Below are 16,801 nucleotides of genomic sequence, written 5' to 3'. Positions count from 1 at the left end.
GCAAGGCTCGCCGAGCCTTGCCCCGAAGCCACCGCCCCGGCCATACAGCATCGACCCAGGCACCTCGAACACGGGAACGTAGGATGGGAGCCGTGCGCACGCCTGCCGTCCCGAGCCTGTCTCCCCGCATCCGCCGGGGCGCGAGAGCGGCCGCCGCGCTCGCCGTCGCGACGCTCATCGCCGGTCTGGCGGCGTGCTCCGCGGACCCCGTGACGCAGGCCTACCTCGAAGGCGACGACAAGGGCTACATCGCGAGCGACTTCCGGGTGAAGGAGATCCCCGTCGAGGAGCGCGGCGAGCCCGTCGAGTGGTCGGGTGTCACGGAGGAGGGCGACGAGCTCTCGAGCGACGACACCGCGGGCGATGTCACCGTCGTGAACTTCTGGTACGCCGCCTGCGGCCCGTGCCGGGCCGAGGCCGCCGACCTCGAGTCGGTGTGGCAGGAGTACCAGGGCGAGAACGTGTCGTTCGTCGGCGTCAACACCTACGACCAGGCCGACACCGCGCGCTCGTTCGCCGAGCGGTGGGGCGTGACGTACCCGAGCATCATCGACGCCAACGACGGCAGCGCGAAGCTCGCCTTCGCCGGCGCGACCTCGATCCAGGCGACGCCCACGACGCTCGTCCTCGACACCGAGGGGCGCGTCGCCGCGGTCCTCATCGGCCAGCTCGAGGGCGCGTCCATCCTCTCGACGCTCGTGGCCGACACGCTCGCGGAGTCGGCATGACCGCCGCGGGCGCGGCATCGTGAGCCTCGACGCCGTCGTCTTCGGCGGGGCCCTGTGGCTCGCGATCCCGATCGCGATGCTCGCGGGGCTCGTGTCGTTCGTGTCGCCCTGCGTGCTTCCCCTCATCCCGGGCTACCTCGGCTTCATCGGGGGAGCCGTCGCGCCCCGCGGCGGGGCGGCGGATGGCGCGGCGCCGGGCGGCTCGCGCGGTCGCCTCGTCGGCGGGGTGCTCCTCTTCATCGCGGGCTTCACGCTCGTGTTCGTGACCCTCATCGTGCTCGGCGGGCTCGCGGGCAGCGGCCTGCAGCAGTTCAGCCTGCTCTACGGCGACCTCATCACCCGCATCCTCGGCGTCGTCATCATCCTCATGGGCGTCGTCTTCATCGGCTTCCTCGGGTTCGCGCAGCGCATCGCGCGCCCGCAGGTCAAGGGCGACCTCGGCCTCATCGGCGCTCCGCTGCTCGGGATCGCCCTCGGCATCGGCTGGGCGCCGTGCATCGGCCCGACCCTCACGGCGATCATGTCGCTCGCGATCATCCAGGGAGACGGATGGCGCGCCGCGGTGCTCGGCCTCGCCTACTCGCTCGGGCTGGGCATCCCGTTCCTCCTCGTCGCCCTCGGCTTCGGCTGGGTCACGCGATCGACCGCGTTCCTGCGTCGGCACATCCGCGTCGTGAACATCGTCGGCGGCGTGCTCCTCATCGTGCTCGGCCTGCTCATGGTGACGGGCCTGTGGACCGACGTGATGTCGCGCCTCGGCGTGCTGTTCGCCACGATCGAGCCGCCCCTATGACCGCCGAGAAGGGCGCCGCGACCGCCCGGAAGGACACCGTGACCGCCCGGAAGGACACCGTGACCGATCAGCGCACCGCGCCCCAGCGCGACGGCAGCGAGCCGCTGCGCCCCTCCGACCACGTCGACGCCGACGAGGCGATCGCGCAGCCCGCGCTCGGCTTCGTCGGATGGCTGCGGTGGGGATGGCGTCAGCTCACGAGCATGCGCACGGCGCTCGTGCTGCTGCTCCTGCTCGCGATCGCGGCCGTTCCGGGGTCGATCTTCCCGCAGCGCATGGCGAACCCGAACGGCGTCACGCAGTGGGAGCGCGACAACCCGGATCTGTTCCCCGTGCTCGACGCGCTGCAGCTGTTCGACGTGTACCAGTCCGCCTGGTTCTCGGCGATCTACATCCTGCTCTTCGTCTCGCTCATCGGCTGCATCCTGCCGCGCACGAAGCACCACGCGAAGGCCCTGCGCACGAAGCCGCCGCGCACGCCCGCGCGGCTCGCGCGCCTCGACGACTTCCGCGAGGACCGCATCGCGGCCGAGGACCCGGAGGCCGAGGCCGCCCACGCCGTCGATCTCGCGGCCGCGCAGCTCAAGGCGCAGGGGTATCGCGTCGAGCGCTACGACGGCCGCGGCGCGTTCTCGGTGTCGGCCGAGCGCGGGTACCTGCGCGAGACGGGCAACCTCGTCTTCCACGCGTCGCTCGTCGGCGTGCTCCTCACGGTCGGCATCGGCGGAGGATTCGCCTACACGGGCCAGCGCGTCGTCGTCGAGGGCACGACCTTCGTCAACTCGCTGCTCGACTACTCGTCGATGAACCGCGGCCGCTTCGTGTCGGAGGCCGCCCTCACGCCGTACTCGATGCGGCTCGACTCGTTCGACGTCACCTACCAGGAGTACGGCGGGCCCGGGTCGGGGCAGGCGGGCGACTTCTCCGCCAACGTCACGGTCACGCATCCCGACGGGTCGACCTCGGAGGACGCGGTGCGCGTCAACCACCCTCTCCAGCTCGAGGGCGACGCGATCTACCTGCTCGGCAACGGGTACGCGCCGACGATCACCGTCCGGAACCCCGAGGGCGAGGTCGTGTACCGCGACTCCGTGCCGTTCCTGCCGCAGGACACCGCGATGACGTCGACCGGCGTCGTCAAGGTGCCCGACGGCCTCTCCGAGCAGCTCGGTCTCGTGGGCTTCTTCTACCCGACCCAGGTGCCGCTCGACACGGGCGCGTTCGCCTCGGCGTACGGCGACCTGCTCAACCCCATGCTCACCCTGAACGTGTACGCGGGCGACCTCGGCATCGACGACGGCACGCCGCGCTCGGTGTACGCCCTCGACGTGACGGGGCTCGAGCAGCTCACGGGCGGCGACACGGGCGTCGACTCGATCGAGCTGGCACCGGGCGACACCGCCGACCTGCCGAACGGCATGGGCACGATCACGTTCGAGGACGAGACGCCCGAGGGCACCGATCCGGCCCTCGGCTACACCGAGTCGGTCAAGCGGTTCGTGTCGCTCCAGATCCACCACGATCCCTCGGCGCTCGGCGTGCTCGTGTTCGCGGTCCTCGCGACGCTCGGCCTGCTCGTCGCGCTGTTCGTGCCCCGGCGCCGGATGTGGGTCAAGGCCACGCCCGACGGAGACGGCGTGCGCCTCGAGTACGCGGCTCTCGCCCGCGGCGAGGATCCCGCGCTCGCCGACGCGGTCGAGCAGCTGCGCGCGAAGCACCGGGCCGCGCTCGACGACTGATCCTCGCGCTCGGCTCCCGACCGCGCGCGACCCCCGAAACCTAGGATGGACACCATGCAGCTCGATCCCGTGACGATGGACAGCTTCTCCGTCGTGCTCGTCTGGACGGCCATCTCGCTCTACGTCCTCGCGTTCATCGCCTACGCGGTCGACCTCGCGAACCGCTCGCAGGCGTCGCTGGCCGCGAAGGACGCCCGGCAGCTCGTCGGCGTCGGCGCCCGCGCCGCGTCGCCCGCCGCGAGCGAGACCGTGGTCGCGGCGGCCCCGCGCTACGTGTGGGGCCGGATCGGCACCTCGCTCACGTGGCTCGGCTTCGTGTTCCACCTCGGCGCGACGCTCCTGCGCGGCCTCGCGGCGGGGCGCGTGCCGTGGTCGAACATGTACGAGTTCGCGATGACCGGCACGCTCCTCATGACGGCGGTCTACCTCGGCGTCCTGTTCTGGAAGGACCTCCGCTTCCTCGGGTCGTTCATGACCGGCCTCGTGACGGTGCTGCTCGGCTCGTCGTCGCTGTTCTACGTGCAGATCACGCCGCTCATGGACCCGCTCAAGTCGGTCTGGCTCGTCATCCACGTCTTCGTCGCGTCGCTCGCGACCGCCTTCCTCGCGCTCGCCTTCGCGCTGTCGGTGCTGCAGCTCCTGCAGGCACGGCGCGAGCGGATGGCCGTCGAAGCGGCCGAGGCGCCCGCGCGCCGCAGCATGCTCCGGACCATCCCGAGCGCCGAGGCGCTCGAGGGCCTCGCGTACCGCTTCGCGATCATCGGCTTCATCTTCTGGACGTTCACGCTCATCGCGGGGGCGATCTGGGCGAACGACGCCTGGGGGCGCTACTGGGGCTTCGACACGAAGGAAGTCTGGACCTTCATCATCTGGGTGCTCTACGCGGGCTACATCCACGCGCGGGCGACGCGCGGCTGGCGCGGCACGCGCTCGGCGTGGCTCTCGATCGTCGGCTTCGCCGCCGTGATCTTCAACTTCACGATCGTGAACATGTTCTTCGAGGGGCTGCACGCGTACAGCGGCCTCAGCTGAGCGTGGGAGGAGCCTGAGCACCGCGCCCCGCTCGGTTGCCTAGGCTGATCGGATGGCCGCGCCCCGACCCGCACGACTGCACGCGCTCGACGGCGTGCGCGGAGCGGCCGCGCTCGTCGTCGTGCTCTACCACGCGAGCCTCATCGCCCGGCCGTTCGCCGACGACGGGACGGCCCGCCTCATCTGGGAGACGGCGACCGAGTCGCCCCTCAAGCTGGGGTTCGCGGGAACCGAGGCGGTGCAGGTGTTCTTCGTGCTGTCGGGCCTCGTCGTGACGCTCCCTGCGCTGCGCGCGGGGTTCTCGTGGCCCGGCTACTTCGTCTCGCGACTCGTGCGCCTCTACCTGCCCGTGTGGGCGGCCATCCTCTTCGCTGTCCTTCTCGTCGTGGCCATCCCGCGCGACCCCGCCCGGGTGACGCCCGACGTCTGGATCGTGAACGCCAACATCACCTTCCCCGACTGGGCGCTCGCGTTCGACGAGGCCACCCTCATGCCCGTGACATACGACACGGTGAACACGCTCTGGTCGCTGCGCTGGGAGATCGTCTTCAGCGTGCTGCTGCCGGTGTTCGCGGCCGTCGCGCTGCTCCTGCGGCGCTGGGCCTGGCCGGCCGCGGTCGCGTGCATCGCGGCGATGGTCGCCGGTCGGGTGCTCGACGAGCGGCCCTTCGACCTCGACGCGCTCGTCTACCTGCCGACGTTCCTGCTCGGCTGCCTCATCGCCGTCCGCCTCGACGAGATCACCGCGTGGGCGCGGCGTCGGCCGCGGCCCATCCTGTGGCTCGCGCTCTTCGCCGCCTCCTGGCTGCTGCTCATCGCGTCGTGGTGGACGCGCCCGCTCGTGCCGCCGTCGAGCACGCTGGGGGAGGCGCTGTGGGGTCTCGCGGGCGCGGGCGCGGCAGGGCTCATCCTGCTCGCCGTGTGCTCACCGCTCGCCGAGCGCGTGCTGCAGACGCGCCCGCTGCGCTGGCTGGGCGACATCTCGTTCAGCCTCTACCTCGTGCACGCGCCGATCCTCGCGACGCTCGCGTTCGCGTGGGGCGACGAGAACTGGGCGCTGGTCGCCCTCGCGGGCGTCCCGCTGAGCCTCGCGGTCGGGTGGCTCTTCCACCGCGGCGTCGAGCGGCCCTCCCACCGTGCCGCGCGCGCGGCGGGGCGCCGCGCGGAGCGCGCGTTCACCCGCGTCACCGCCTGAGCAGGCGGTGCTTCCTGCGGTGCGCGCGGCGCATCGCCTGTCCCCACGCGCGGGTGACGTCCTCGTCGGAGAAGCGCTGCGCGCTCTCGACGGCCGCACGGCGCATCCGCATCCGCTCCTCCTCTGACGCTCCGACGAATCGCGCGACCGCGGCGGCCAGCGCCTCCTCGTCGCCCGCGGGAACGAGGAACCCGTTCTCGCCGTCGCGGATGATGTCGGCCGCCCCGTAGGGGACGTCGTACGCGATCGGCACGCAGCCCGCGGCGAGCGCCTCGATGAGGACGAGCGGGAAGCCCTCCGAGGTGGACGTCGACAGCAGGAAGGAGGCGCGCTCGAGCTGCGCGGCCGCGTCGGGCGCGTACCCGCGCAGCCGGATGCCGTCGTCGGCGAGCGGGGCGAGGCTCGCGCGGTCCTCGCCCTCGCCCCACACGTCGAGCTCGACGTCGAGGCCCGCGGAGCGGGCGGCGCGGACGGCCGCCATGGCGTGCGCGATGCGCTTGCGTCGGGTCAGGCTCGCGAGCATGATGCCGGCGCCGGGCGGCCGGCCCTCGAGCGGCGGCGCCTCGGGCAGGTCGCGCCCGTTCGGCACGACGTCCAGGCACGCGTGCTCGCCGAGCAGGGCCACGACGTCGTCGCGCTGGCGCCGCGTGAGGAGCACGACGGCGTCGAACGCGTCCAGGTTCTCGAACACGGGCCTCCGCGACTCGCGCAGGCGCCCCATCGGCCGCCGGCGTCCGACGAGATGCGACGCGTGCACGACGTGCATGGTCACCGCGTGCGGGCGGCGGTAGTCCATCGCCCAGCGTGCGACGGTCTTGCTGTCGACGACGAGGTACGACGGCTCATCCTCGGTGAGCGCGTCGAGCCACGCGCGGTAGAGGTGCGCGATGCGGCCCCACGACCGCACCGGCTCGCCGTCGCCGTCGCACAGGACGACGGACTTCCCGCCCGGGGTCCCGCGCTCGGCGACATCCCGGCGCTCCGAGAGGAGCAGCGAGCCGTCCGCGCGGAAGTGGTCGGTCTGCAGGATCTCGCCGCCCTCTGATGCGCGCACGCGGCTGAGGACGATGTCGCCCCGGCGCCGCTCGGACAGCCGCTCGCCGTCACGCGGCGGCAGGGTCGCGAGCGGCGTGAACGGGTGCCGGTCGGGGCGGAGGGAGCCGCCGGGCAGGGGGTTCTCGCGCAGCCAGTCCCACAGATTGAGAAGGGCCATCCCATCGACGATCATGCCCTCGCGCCGCAGACGCTCCTCCCTGGCCGGGTAGTCCGGGTCCGGATCGAACGTGAGCACGGTCACCGGCCGGTCGGCGAGACGCACGAACGCGCGGCTGCGGTGGAGCATCGCGGAGGTCATCCCGCCCCACGTGTCGTCGACCGACCACGTGAGCGCGTACTGACGCCCGCGGGGAAGCATCGGGCGGAGGTGCAGCATCCGGAGAGCCTAAGTCGGCGGCCTCAGCGGTCCCAGGGGATTGCGCGTGTGGCGGACGGTCTGCCAGCGGATCCACAACTCTGTTGCTTTGTGTGGGTTTCGGTTGTATTGTGTGGGAATCCGAAGGAGGATGTCGCATGTACGCAACGGAGCGCAGAGAGCTCATCGAGCAGGCGCTGCTCGCCGACGCCCGCGTCGCGGTCGCCGATCTGGCCGAGCGCCTGGGCGTCACGACCGAGACCGTGCGCCGCGACCTCGCCGTCCTCGAGGAGGCCGGCGTCCTCCGCCGCGTCCACGGCGGCGCGGTTCCCGCCGACCGCGGCAGCCTCGCCGAGACCGACCTCAGGGAGCGCGTCGGCCGCCACGGCGTCGCCAAGCGGCGGATCGCGCAGCGTGCGCTCGACGCACTGCCCTCCGGGTTCACGGGCTCCGTCCTCCTCGACGCGGGCACGACCACCGCGGCGCTCGCCGATCTGCTTCCCGCCCGGTTCGGCGGAGCGCGGGTCGAGGTGGTCACGCACTCGGTCGCGATCGCCGCCGCCCTGAGCGCGAGCGAGGGGGTGGCCCTCTCCGCGATCGGCGGACGGGTCCGCGGCGTGACCGGAGCGGCGGTCGGCGCGCGGACGGTCGAGGCGATCTCGTCCCTCCGGCCCGAGATCGCCTTCGTCGGCGTCAACGGCCTGTCGGCCGCATTCGGCGCGAGCACCCCCGATCCCGACGAGGCCGATGTCAAGGGCGCGATCGTGCGCGCCGCGCGCCGCGTCGTCGTCCTCGCCGATGCGTCGAAGTTCGGCGAGGAGTCGCTCCAGCGCTTCGCGAGGCTCGACCAGCTCGACGTGCTCGTCACCGATCGCGCCCCCGACGCGGCGCTCGCCGCGGCGCTCGAGGACGCGGGAACGGAGGTCTGGGTCGCATGATCGTCACGCTCACCGCCAACCCGGCGCTCGACCGCACGATCGCGCTGGACAGCGCCCTCGTGCCGGGCGAGGTGCACCGGGCCTCCTCCGCGCAGGAGGACGCCGCGGGCAAGGGCGTCAACGTCGCCCGCGTGCTCCACGGCTCCGCGGTCGAGACCCTCGCGGTCCTGCCGCTCGCCGCGGACGACCCGTTCGCGGCGCTGCTCGACCCGACCCTGGCCATCCGCGCCGTGCCGACGACGGCGCACGCCCGCGCGAACATCGCGCTGACGGATGCCGCCGGCGAGACGACGAAGATCAACCTCGCGGGCACCCCGCTCGGCGACGACGTGCTCCGCGCGCTCGTCGACGCCGTGGTCGCGGCCTCGGACGGCGCCGACTGGCTCGCCCTGTGCGGCTCGCTGCCCGCGGGCGCCCCCGGCGGCCTCTACGCGACCGTCATCCGCGCGGTGCGCTCCCGCGTCGCACATCCGCCGCGGATCGCCGTCGACGCGACCGGGCCCGCGCTCGAGACCGTGCTCGCCCAGGCCGACGAGATCGGCGCCGTCGACCTCATCAAGCCCAACGAGGACGAGCTCGTGCAGCTCGCGGTCGACCTCTCGGCGCCGGATGTCGACCGGCCCGCGCTGCAGTCGCGTCTCGTCCGCGAGGTCGAGGCCGACCCGATCGCCGCCACGGCGCGCCTCGCGCGGGAGCTCGTGCCCGGCACGGTCCGCGCGGCCCTCGTGACGCTCGGCGGCGACGGCGCGATCCTCGTCGACGCGCACGGCGTCTGGCACGCCGGCATCCCGGCGGGCGTCGACGTGCTCAGCACCGTCGGAGCGGGCGACAGCTCGCTCGCCGGCTACCTGCTCGCCGACCGGGCCGGGGCCGCCCCCGCCGAGCGGCTCCGCACCGCCGTCCGCTACGGCTCCGCGACCGCGGCCCTGCCCGGGACGCGCCTGGCGACCCCCGCCGATCTCCCAACCGGCGACATCCCCGTCCGCGCGCTCGACTGAGCGCACCCGAATCCCGCACCGCACCCATCCAGGAGGGCACCGTGTCCACCATCACCCCCCAGCTCGTCAGCCTCGACGAGGATCTCGGAGCCGACAAGGAAGCCGTGCTCCGCTCGCTCTCGGCGCGCTTCGTCGCGCAGGGCCGCGCCCGCGACGCCGAGGAGCTCTTCGCCGCCGCGTGGGCGCGCGAGGAGACCGACGCGACCGGCCTGCCGGGAGGCATCGCGATCCCGCACGCCAAGAGCGCGACCGTCACCCAGGCCTCGCTCGCCTTCGCGCGGCTCTCGCCGGGCGTCGACTTCGGCTCGTTCGACGGCCCGAGCGACATCGTCTTCATGATCGCCGCGCCCGACACCGCCGCCGAGGAGCACCTCGCCGTGCTCTCCACGCTCGCGCGGCACCTCATGGACGAGGACTTCCTCGCCGCGCTGCGCGGCGCGAAGGACGCCGATGAGGCCGTCGCGATCGTCCGTCACGCGATCGGCGAGGGCGACGGAGCTGCCGACGCGGAGCCGGTCGCGGCGGCGCCGACGCCGGCGGCTCCCGCCGACGGCGGACGGCAGATCGACGGGCGTCCCGTGCGGATCGTCGCGGTCACCGCGTGCGCCACCGGCATCGCCCACACGTACATGGCGGCCGACGCGCTCGCCGCCGCCGCGAAGAAGGCGGGCGTGGAGTTCGCGGTCGAGCCGCAGGGCTCGAGCGGCTTCGACCGCTTCGACGCCGAGACGATCGCGCAGGCGGACGCCGTGATCTTCGCGGTCGACGTCGACGTGCGCGAGCCCGAGCGCTTCGCCGGCAAGCCCGTCGTGCGGCGCTCGGTGAAGGCGGGCATCGAGCACGCCGCCGAGCTCATCGAGACGGCCGCGAAGGCCGCGGTCGACCCGGCGGCGGAGCGCGTGAGCGGAAGCGCGGCGGCGTCGACCGCCGCCGCCTCAGCGCAGAAGGAGTCGTTCGGCGCGAAGGTCAAGCGCGTGCTCCTCACGGGCGTCTCGTACATGATCCCGTTCGTCGCGGGCGGCGGCCTCCTGATCGCGCTCGGGTTCCTCTTCGGCGGGTTCGACATCAACGAGAACGCCCAGGACATCGTCCTCGGGAACGCCCTGTGGAACCTGCCGGAGGGCGGCCTCTTCCGATACCTCGGCGCCGTCTTCTTCTCCATCGGCGGCATCTCGATGGGCTTCCTCGTCGCAGCGCTCGCGGGCTACATCGCGTTCGCGATCGCCGACCGCCCGGGCATCGCGCCCGGCTTCGTGGCCGGCTCGGTCGCCGTGCTCATGAGCGCGGGCTTCATCGGCGGCATCGTCGGCGGCGTGCTCGCCGGGCTCGCGGCCTGGTGGCTCGGCTCGCTCAGCGTCCCGCGCTGGCTGCGCGGCCTCATGCCCGTCGTGATCATCCCGCTGCTCGGCTCGATCTTCGCGTCGGGCCTCATGATCCTGTTCCTCGGCTGGCCGATCGCGGCGCTCATGAGCGCCATGACCGACGGCCTCAACGGGCTCGCGGAGTCCGGCCTCATCGTCGTCGTGGGCATCGTCCTCGGCCTCATGATGTGCTTCGACCTCGGCGGCCCCGTGAACAAGGTCGCGTACGCGTTCGCCGTCGCGGGCCTGGGAACGGCGACCGAGGGCAACAGCGTGCCGTACCTCATCATGGCCGCGGTCATGACCGCCGGCATGGTGCCGCCGCTCGGCATGGCGCTCGCGTCGACCGTCCTCGCCCCCAAGGCGTTCACGGCGCCCGAGCGCGAGAACGGCAAGGCCGCGTGGCTCCTGGGCCTGTCCTTCATCTCGGAGGGGGCGATCCCGTTCGCGGCGGCCGACCCGCTGCGCGTCATCCCCGCCTCGATGCTCGGCGGGGCCGTCACGGGCGCGCTCTCGATGCTGTTCTCGGTCGGCTCGCGCGCCCCGCACGGCGGCCTGTTCGTGTGGTTCGCGATCGACCCGATCTGGGGCTTCGCGCTCTCGCTCGTCGCCGGCACCGTCGTCACGGCCTTCGCGGTCGTGCTCCTCAAGCGGTTCGCGCGTCGCCGCACCGACGCTCCCGCACCGGCCCTCGAGGAGGCCGTCGCGATCGCCTGATCCGCGCGGCGCACGGCGCCCCATCCGCTCGTCGGATGGGGCGCCGTGCTGTCGATCAGCCCCGCAGCTCGGCGAGCGCCTTCTCGAGGCGGCGGTCGCGCGTCGCCTCCTGCTTGGCCTCCGCGATCGACCGGGCGATCTCCTTGCGGCGCGAGTACGCGAGCGCGTCGAATGCGACCTTCGCTGCAGGATCCGCCGCGAGCGCTTCGGCGAGCGCGGGCGGCACCTCGACCGTGCGCTCTGCCGCGTCGAGGGCGATCTCGACCTCGACCTCGTCGCCGATCTCGACGCCCAGCTCGGCGCGCGCGGCCTTGCTGAGCCCGAGCATGTTCTCGCCGCCCATCCGCGCGATGCGCAGCCGTGCGGCCCGGTCGCCGATCGTCACGACGACGGGCGGGTTCTTCACCGAGCCGAGCGCGGCCACCTGCTCGTCCGAGAGCAGGATGGCCGCGGCCGGCCCGCGCGCATGGATGGTGGTGTGCAGCTGCAGGGCGTTCATGCGGTCACGATAGCGGCCTCGGATCCGCGTTCGGATGCGTCGCGCCCTGCATTCGGCTCAGCTCGCGAGCAGGGCGCGCGCCGACACCGTGCGCTGCGCGGCGACCGCGATCGAGGTCGCCGCGAACGCCAGCACCGCCCAGACGACGAGCCCGGCGATCGCGGCGCCAGCACCCGGCGCATCGGAGATGACCGCGAGCAGGGCGCGGTGCGCCGGGGCCGTGGGCAGGGCCGCGGCGAGGTCGCCGAGCACGCCAGGGGTCGTCGACACGATGCCCGTGGCGATCGCGAGCGTTCCGGCCACGGCCGCGATCCAGCGGCCCGCCCCACCGAGGATCGTGACGAGCGCCTGGTGCACGGCGGCGAACGCCACGCCCGCGAGCGCGCTCAGCCCGAGGAGCGCCCAGAAGGTCGACGCCTCGTAGCCCGCCGCGAGCTGCACGACGCCCGCGACGAGCACGCCCTGCGCGGCGCCGATGCTCGCTGCGGGGAGGAGTCCGCCGCCCGCCAGCAGGACCGATGCGCGGCGCGAGGTGAGCGTCCGGCCGGCGATGGGGCGCAGCGCGAGGAACGTCGCGAGACCGCCGAACCACAGCACGGCCGCGATGAGGAGCGGGATGGCCGAGGCGCCGAAGAGCTCGAGATCGGACGCGCTCGAGGCGACCGGGTCCGCGACCGCCGAGGCGAGGTCGGCGGCCTCCTCGTCGGTGTACGAGGGGAGAGCCTCGGTCGCCTGATCCAGCCCGTCGCCGAGCGTGGTCGCTCCCGACCCCAGCTCGCCGATGCCGTCGCCGAGGTCGGTCGCGCCGTCGGCGAGCTGCCCGATGCCGCCGCCGAGGTCGGTCGCGCCGTCCTCGAGCTGCCCGATGCCGCTGCCGAGATCGGCCGCGCCCGTCGCGAGCTGCGCGATGCCGTCCGACAGGTCGGTCGCGCCGTCGGCGAGCTGCCCGATGCCGCCCGACAGGTCGGTCGCTCCCGTGGCGAGCTGCGTCGCGCCATCCGCGAGCGGGGCCGCGCCTCCCTGCAGCTGGCGCGCGCCGTCGCCCAGCTGCGTGGCGCCGCCCGCGAGCTGCGCGACCCCGTCGGCGAGCGCGCCGGTCCCGGTCTGCAGCTCGCTCGCGCCCGACGCGAGCTCGTCGGCACCCGTCGCGAGGGCGCCCAGGCCCTCGTCGCCGGCGAGAGCGCCCGCGCCGCCCGCTGCCTCCTGCAGCTGCCCCGCGATCTGCGCCGTGGCCTGCGCGTCGAACGCCGACAGGCCGCCCGAGGTGCCGGCCGCGGCCTGCTCGGCCTGGTCTGCGGCTCCCGCGATCGCCGACAGCTGCGCGCAGTACTCCGCCGCCGCTCCCGAGGCCGCGCAGCCCGCGACGAGGGCGTCCAGGCCGTCGGAGACGCCGGTCGTCGCCTGCGCCGCTCCGCTCGCGGCCGCGAGGAGATCGTCGGGCACGAGTCCGCTCGCGGTGAGGGCCGCCGCCCCGTCGGACAGCTGCGTCTGCATCTGCGCGGCGCCATCCTGCGCCTGCCGGATGCCGGCGGCGAGCTGGGTCGCCCCGTCCGCGAGCGCGCCCGCTCCGTCGGCGAGCCGGGTCGCGCCGGCCGAGGCGTCGGTCGCTCCGGTCGCGAGCTGGTCGGCGCCGTTCGCGAGGTCGCCGGCGCCCGTGCCGAGCTGGCCGATGCCGTCCGCGACCTGCGTCGCCCCGTCGGCCAGCTGCGTCGCGCCGGTCTGCGCGGCGCCTGCTCCATCGGCGAGCTGCGTCGCGCCGTCGCGGGCCGCTCCGGCTCCGTTCGCGAGCTGGACGGCGCCATCCTGCGCCTGATCTGCTCCGTTCGCGAGCTGCATCGCCCCGTCCTGCGCCTGCGTCGCGCCGTCGGCGAGCTGAGTCGCCCCGTCCTGCGCCTGCGTCGCTCCGTCGGCGAGCGCGTGGGCGCCGTCGGCCGCCTCGCCCAGCTGGTCGCCGAGCGTCGTGTAGCCGACGAAGACGTTCTCGAGCGTCGACTCCGACAGCGTCGTGCCGAGCGTCGATGCCGCGACCGCGGCGATCTCGCTCGTGATCGCGCCGTCGACGACCCGGGCGTCGGGGGCGGTCGTGACCTCGATGAGCGCCTGCTCCGGCTTCTCGTCCTCGCCCGAGAGCGACTGCGCCGACGACATCGCCGCGGCCGAGAACTCGGCGGGGATCGTCACGACGGCCTGGTACGTGCCGTCCGCGAGGCCCTCCTCGGCGTCGTCCTCGTTCGACAGCACCCAGTCGAGGTTGCTGTCGAGGTCGTCGGAACCCTCGACGAGCCCCGCGGCGAGCTGGCGGCCGAGCGGCACGGTCTGACCGTCGATCTCGGTGCCGTCGTCGTCGTTCACGATCGCGGCCGTCATGTTGCCGAGTCGCGCGGTCGGGTCGTCGAGCGCCGACACGAGCACGCCGCCGAGCAGGGCGGGCAGCGCGAGCGCTCCGATCACCGCGAGCCAGCGCACGCGGCTGCGGTCTGCGGATGGCCGGAAGGGCGTCATGCGGTCACCTCGAGGGTCTCGTCGGGCGTGCGGATGTCTGCGGTGCCGCCATCGGGGAAGCCCGCGGCGGCGAGGAGGGCGAGGGCCGCCCGGGAGTCGCGCGCCGCGGCGACCACCGTGAGCGGCGCGGTCGGGTCCTGCGCGTGCGCGGCATCCCGCAGGAGCGCCGCGACCTGGTCGCCGGTCGCGGGAGAGAGCGTGTCGAGGCCGTCCACGACCACGAGCCGCGTCGCGCCGGAGAGCGCGGCGCGCAGGTCGGCGGCCGGGTCGTCCGCGCCGTCGAGGAGGGCGACGCCGACATGGCCGCGGACCCAGGCCCCGCGTCCGGGCAGGAGATGGCCGGCGACGCGCAGGCGGCCGTCGGCGATCGGCAGGCGGCCGGCGATCGCGAGCAGCACGGCACGCGATCGGGCCGGGTCGTCCGCGGTCACGACGAGCGCCTCGCCGGGGTCGACCCGCAGATCGGCGCCGGACACGAGTGCGCGGTCGCCGTCGGCGATGACGAGCCCCTCTGCGGCCACGACCGCCGTCGAGCCGGGCTCCGGCCAGTCGGCGAGCTCGCGTTCGCGCTCGACCGCCTCGCCCTCGATGTCGAAGTGCGGCAGGGCGCGCTCGAGCCACGCCGGCATCCACCAGGCGTGGCGTCCGAGGATCGCGAGGACCGCGGGCACGAGCGTCATGCGGATGAGGAACGCGTCGACGGCGATGCCCACGGCGAGCGCGAGCGCGATCGGCTTGATGCTGCTGTCGCCCTCGGGGACGAAGGCCGCGAACACCGCGAACATGATGACCGCGGCGGCCGTCACGACGCGGGCCGAGGCGGCGAAGCCCGTGTGGATCGCGCCCACCGCCACCTCGCGCGTGCGACCGCGGCGCCGCGCCGCGTGCACGTAGTCCTCGCGCATGCGCGAGACGAGGAACACCTCGTAGTCCATCGCGAGGCCGAAGAGCACGCCCATGACGATGATCGGCATGAACGCGATCACGGGGCCCGTGCGCGCGACGTGCAGGAGGTCGGCGCCCCAGCCCCACTCGAAGACCGCCGCGACGACGCCGAAGGCGGCGAGGACCGACAGCAGGTACCCCGCGGTCGCCTTGAGCGGCACCCAGATCGAGCGGAAGACGATCATGAGCAGGACGAACGAGAGGCCCACGACGAACACGCCGAACGGCAGGAGCGCCTCGCCGAGCCGGTCGGAGATGTCGATCGAGACCGCCGTGAAGCCCGTCACGACGAGGTCGACGCCGTACTCGTCGAGCCACGCGTCGTGGTGCGCGCGCAGCTCGCGCACGAGCTCGCTCGTCGCGGGGTCGGATGGCCCGGTCTCGGGGATGATCTGGACGATGCCCGTGTCGGCGGTCTCGTTGGGCGTTGCGAGCGCGACCCGGGCGACGCCGTCGATCTGCTCGACCTCGTCCGCGAGGTCCGCCATGAGGCCGAGCGGGTCGTCCGACGTCACGATCGTGCCGGTGAGGATGAGGGGCCCGTTGAACCCCTCGCCGAAGTGCTCGCCGACGAGGTCGTAGCTCTGCCGCGCCTCGCTGTCCTCGGGCAGCACGCCCGCGTTCGGCAGAGCGAGGCCGAGCTGGGCCGACGGGATGGCGACGATGCCGAGCCCGAGCACGACCGCGACCGTCGTGATCCAGGGGTGGCGTGTGACTCCGCGCACCCAGCGCAGCGCGAACCCCGGGCGCGCGCCTGCGTCCTCGGCCGGCTCTGCGCCATCCGCCGGGGCCGCCGCGCTCTTCCGTGCGCGCCGGGCCCGGGGCGGCCGACCGGCGGCTCGGCCCTTCACGAGCCCGAGGAAGGCGGGCGTGAGCGTCACCGCGATGAGCACGGCGACCGCGACGGCGACGGCGGCGGCGATGCCCATCGTCGTGAGGAAGGGGATGCCGGCGAAGCCCAGGCCCACGAGCGCGATGAGCACCGTGACGCCCGCGAAGACCACCGCCGATCCGGCCGTGCCGGTGGCCCGGGCGGCGGACTCCTCGGGATCGACGCCGCTGCGCACCTGGTCCTGGTGTCGCGCCGCGATGAAGAGCGCGTAGTCGATGCCGACCGCGAGCCCCAGCATGAGGGCGAGCATCGGCGTCGTCGACGACACGGTCGCGAACGCGGTCGACGCCACGATGCCGAGCATCGACACGCCCACGCCGAGTAGGGCGATGCCGAGGGGGAGGCCAGCGAGGACGAACGAGCGGAACGTCACGATGAGCACGAGCAGCGCGATGACGACGCCGACGGCCTCGACGATCGAGAGGGCGGGGAGCTCGGTCGCGTAGAGGTCGCCGCCGAGCGCGACGCGCGCGCCGTCGGGCAGCTCGCCGCGCAGCTCGTGCACGGCGTCGGCGAAGCCGTCCTTCGTCTCATCGGAGATCGTCGAGCTCTGGCCGGTGAACTGCACCTGCACGATCGCGGCCTCGCCGTCGTCGGAGACGAGGCCGTCGACCATCTCGCTGTACGGCGAGGTCGTCGCCTCGACCCCCGGGAAGTCGGCGAGCTCATCGACCTTCTCCTCGATCGGCTCCCGGTAGGCCGCATCGTCGATGCGGTCGCCATCGGCGGCCACGACGATGAACTGCGCGGCCGTCCCCGAGACCTGCGGGAACGTGCGGCTCAGCTGCTCGATGCCCTCCTGGCCCTCGGTCCCGGGGATCGAGAAGCTGTTGTCGAAGCCGCGGTTCAGGCCGAGGGCACCCGCCCCCACGACGACGAGGAGGAGCAGCCAGCCGCCGAGGACGCGCCAGGGGTGGCGGAAGGACCAGCGGCCGAGCGAGAACAGCAGAGTGGACACGGTGGCGCCTCCGGGGGCACGTCAGACGGGCTTCGATACAGCGCTGTATCCGATACAGGACTGTATCGTAATCGACCGAGCAGGATTCCGGGC

The 16,801-nt window shown here is 73.7% G+C and carries 12 protein-coding genes; 8 read left to right on the top strand and 4 right to left on the bottom strand.

Features of this window, described 5'->3' with window-relative positions; genetic code table 11:
- The first annotated feature begins 92 nt into the window (after positions 1–92).
- The 5 genes from M1D56_RS13410 to M1D56_RS13390 are packed head-to-tail and all read left to right on the top strand — an operon-like array spanning position 93 to position 5,487.
- On the top strand, positions 93–728 hold the full coding sequence (locus tag M1D56_RS13410; protein WP_456283836.1) for a TlpA family protein disulfide reductase: 636 nt from the start codon (positions 93–95) through the stop codon (positions 726–728).
- Positions 729–747: 19 nt separating this feature from the next.
- Positions 748–1,521: a cytochrome c biogenesis CcdA family protein gene (locus tag M1D56_RS13405; protein ID WP_282980321.1), complete on the top strand. Its 774-nt coding sequence runs from the start codon at positions 748–750 to the stop codon at positions 1,519–1,521.
- Positions 1,518–3,260, top strand: a complete 1,743-nt coding sequence (gene resB / locus M1D56_RS13400; RefSeq protein ID WP_456283835.1) for a cytochrome c biogenesis protein ResB — start codon at positions 1,518–1,520, stop codon at positions 3,258–3,260. Before M1D56_RS13405 ends, resB begins: the two co-directional genes overlap by 4 nt.
- A 54-nt stretch (positions 3,261–3,314) precedes the next feature.
- A complete protein-coding gene (gene ccsB, locus M1D56_RS13395; protein WP_416383289.1) occupies positions 3,315–4,292 on the top strand; it encodes a c-type cytochrome biogenesis protein CcsB in 978 nt (325 codons plus the stop codon).
- Positions 4,293–4,344: 52 nt separating this feature from the next.
- The gene (locus tag M1D56_RS13390; protein WP_456283834.1) at positions 4,345–5,487 is read left to right on the top strand and encodes an acyltransferase family protein; all 1,143 of its coding nucleotides are present in this window, start codon (positions 4,345–4,347) and stop codon (positions 5,485–5,487) included.
- On the opposite strand, the gene M1D56_RS13385 is transcribed toward M1D56_RS13390, so the two are convergent.
- Positions 5,477–6,919 (bottom strand): glycosyltransferase, encoded by a 1,443-nt coding sequence (locus M1D56_RS13385; protein WP_456283833.1) that lies wholly within the window; start codon positions 6,917–6,919, stop codon positions 5,477–5,479. The genes M1D56_RS13390 and M1D56_RS13385 overlap by 11 nt on opposite strands.
- A gap of 137 nt (positions 6,920–7,056) precedes the next feature.
- Between M1D56_RS13385 and M1D56_RS13380 the strand changes: the two genes are divergently transcribed.
- The 3 genes from M1D56_RS13380 to M1D56_RS13370 are packed head-to-tail and all read left to right on the top strand — an operon-like array spanning position 7,057 to position 10,912.
- Entirely contained in the window at positions 7,057–7,836 is a 780-nt protein-coding gene (locus M1D56_RS13380) for a DeoR/GlpR family DNA-binding transcription regulator (RefSeq protein ID WP_324013996.1), read from the top strand.
- Entirely contained in the window at positions 7,833–8,834 is a 1,002-nt protein-coding gene (locus M1D56_RS13375) for a 1-phosphofructokinase family hexose kinase (protein WP_456283832.1), read from the top strand. The genes M1D56_RS13380 and M1D56_RS13375 overlap by 4 nt, the downstream gene beginning before the upstream one ends.
- Before the next feature lie 41 nt (positions 8,835–8,875).
- Positions 8,876–10,912, top strand: coding sequence for a PTS fructose transporter subunit IIABC (locus M1D56_RS13370; RefSeq protein WP_456283831.1), 2,037 nt, complete (start codon positions 8,876–8,878; stop codon positions 10,910–10,912).
- Between the two features lie 55 nt (positions 10,913–10,967).
- On the opposite strand, the gene M1D56_RS13365 is transcribed toward M1D56_RS13370, so the two are convergent.
- From M1D56_RS13365 to M1D56_RS13355, 3 genes are read right to left on the bottom strand one after another with little or no spacing between them, the layout of a single operon-like run.
- Positions 10,968–11,411 (bottom strand): YdeI/OmpD-associated family protein, encoded by a 444-nt coding sequence (locus tag M1D56_RS13365; protein ID WP_456283830.1) that lies wholly within the window; start codon positions 11,409–11,411, stop codon positions 10,968–10,970.
- 57 nt (positions 11,412–11,468) lie between these two features.
- Positions 11,469–13,913 (bottom strand): YhgE/Pip family protein, encoded by a 2,445-nt coding sequence (locus M1D56_RS13360; protein WP_456283829.1) that lies wholly within the window; start codon positions 13,911–13,913, stop codon positions 11,469–11,471.
- On the bottom strand, positions 13,910–16,708 hold the full coding sequence (locus M1D56_RS13355; protein WP_456283828.1) for an MMPL family transporter: 2,799 nt from the start codon (positions 16,706–16,708) through the stop codon (positions 13,910–13,912). Before M1D56_RS13355 ends, M1D56_RS13360 begins: the two co-directional genes overlap by 4 nt.
- Positions 16,709–16,801: the final 93 nt, after the last annotated feature.

The sequence above is a fragment of the Microbacterium sp. JZ101 genome, assembly GCF_053903175.1.
This window is presented reverse-complemented; position numbering and strand designations above follow the sequence as displayed.

Coding starts and splice junctions, on each gene's coding strand:
- M1D56_RS13385 (WP_456283833.1), bottom strand. CDS start 6,919: ATGCTGCACCTCCGCCCGATGCTTCCCCGCGGGCGTCAGTACGCGCTC.
- M1D56_RS13360 (WP_456283829.1), bottom strand. CDS start 13,913: ATGACGCCCTTCCGGCCATCCGCAGACCGCAGCCGCGTGCGCTGGCTC.
- M1D56_RS13375 (WP_456283832.1), top strand. CDS start 7,833: ATGATCGTCACGCTCACCGCCAACCCGGCGCTCGACCGCACGATCGCG.
- M1D56_RS13390 (WP_456283834.1), top strand. CDS start 4,345: ATGGCCGCGCCCCGACCCGCACGACTGCACGCGCTCGACGGCGTGCGC.
- M1D56_RS13365 (WP_456283830.1), bottom strand. CDS start 11,411: ATGAACGCCCTGCAGCTGCACACCACCATCCATGCGCGCGGGCCGGCC.
- resB (WP_456283835.1), top strand. CDS start 1,518: ATGACCGCCGAGAAGGGCGCCGCGACCGCCCGGAAGGACACCGTGACC.
- M1D56_RS13380 (WP_324013996.1), top strand. CDS start 7,057: ATGTACGCAACGGAGCGCAGAGAGCTCATCGAGCAGGCGCTGCTCGCC.
- ccsB (WP_416383289.1), top strand. CDS start 3,315: ATGCAGCTCGATCCCGTGACGATGGACAGCTTCTCCGTCGTGCTCGTC.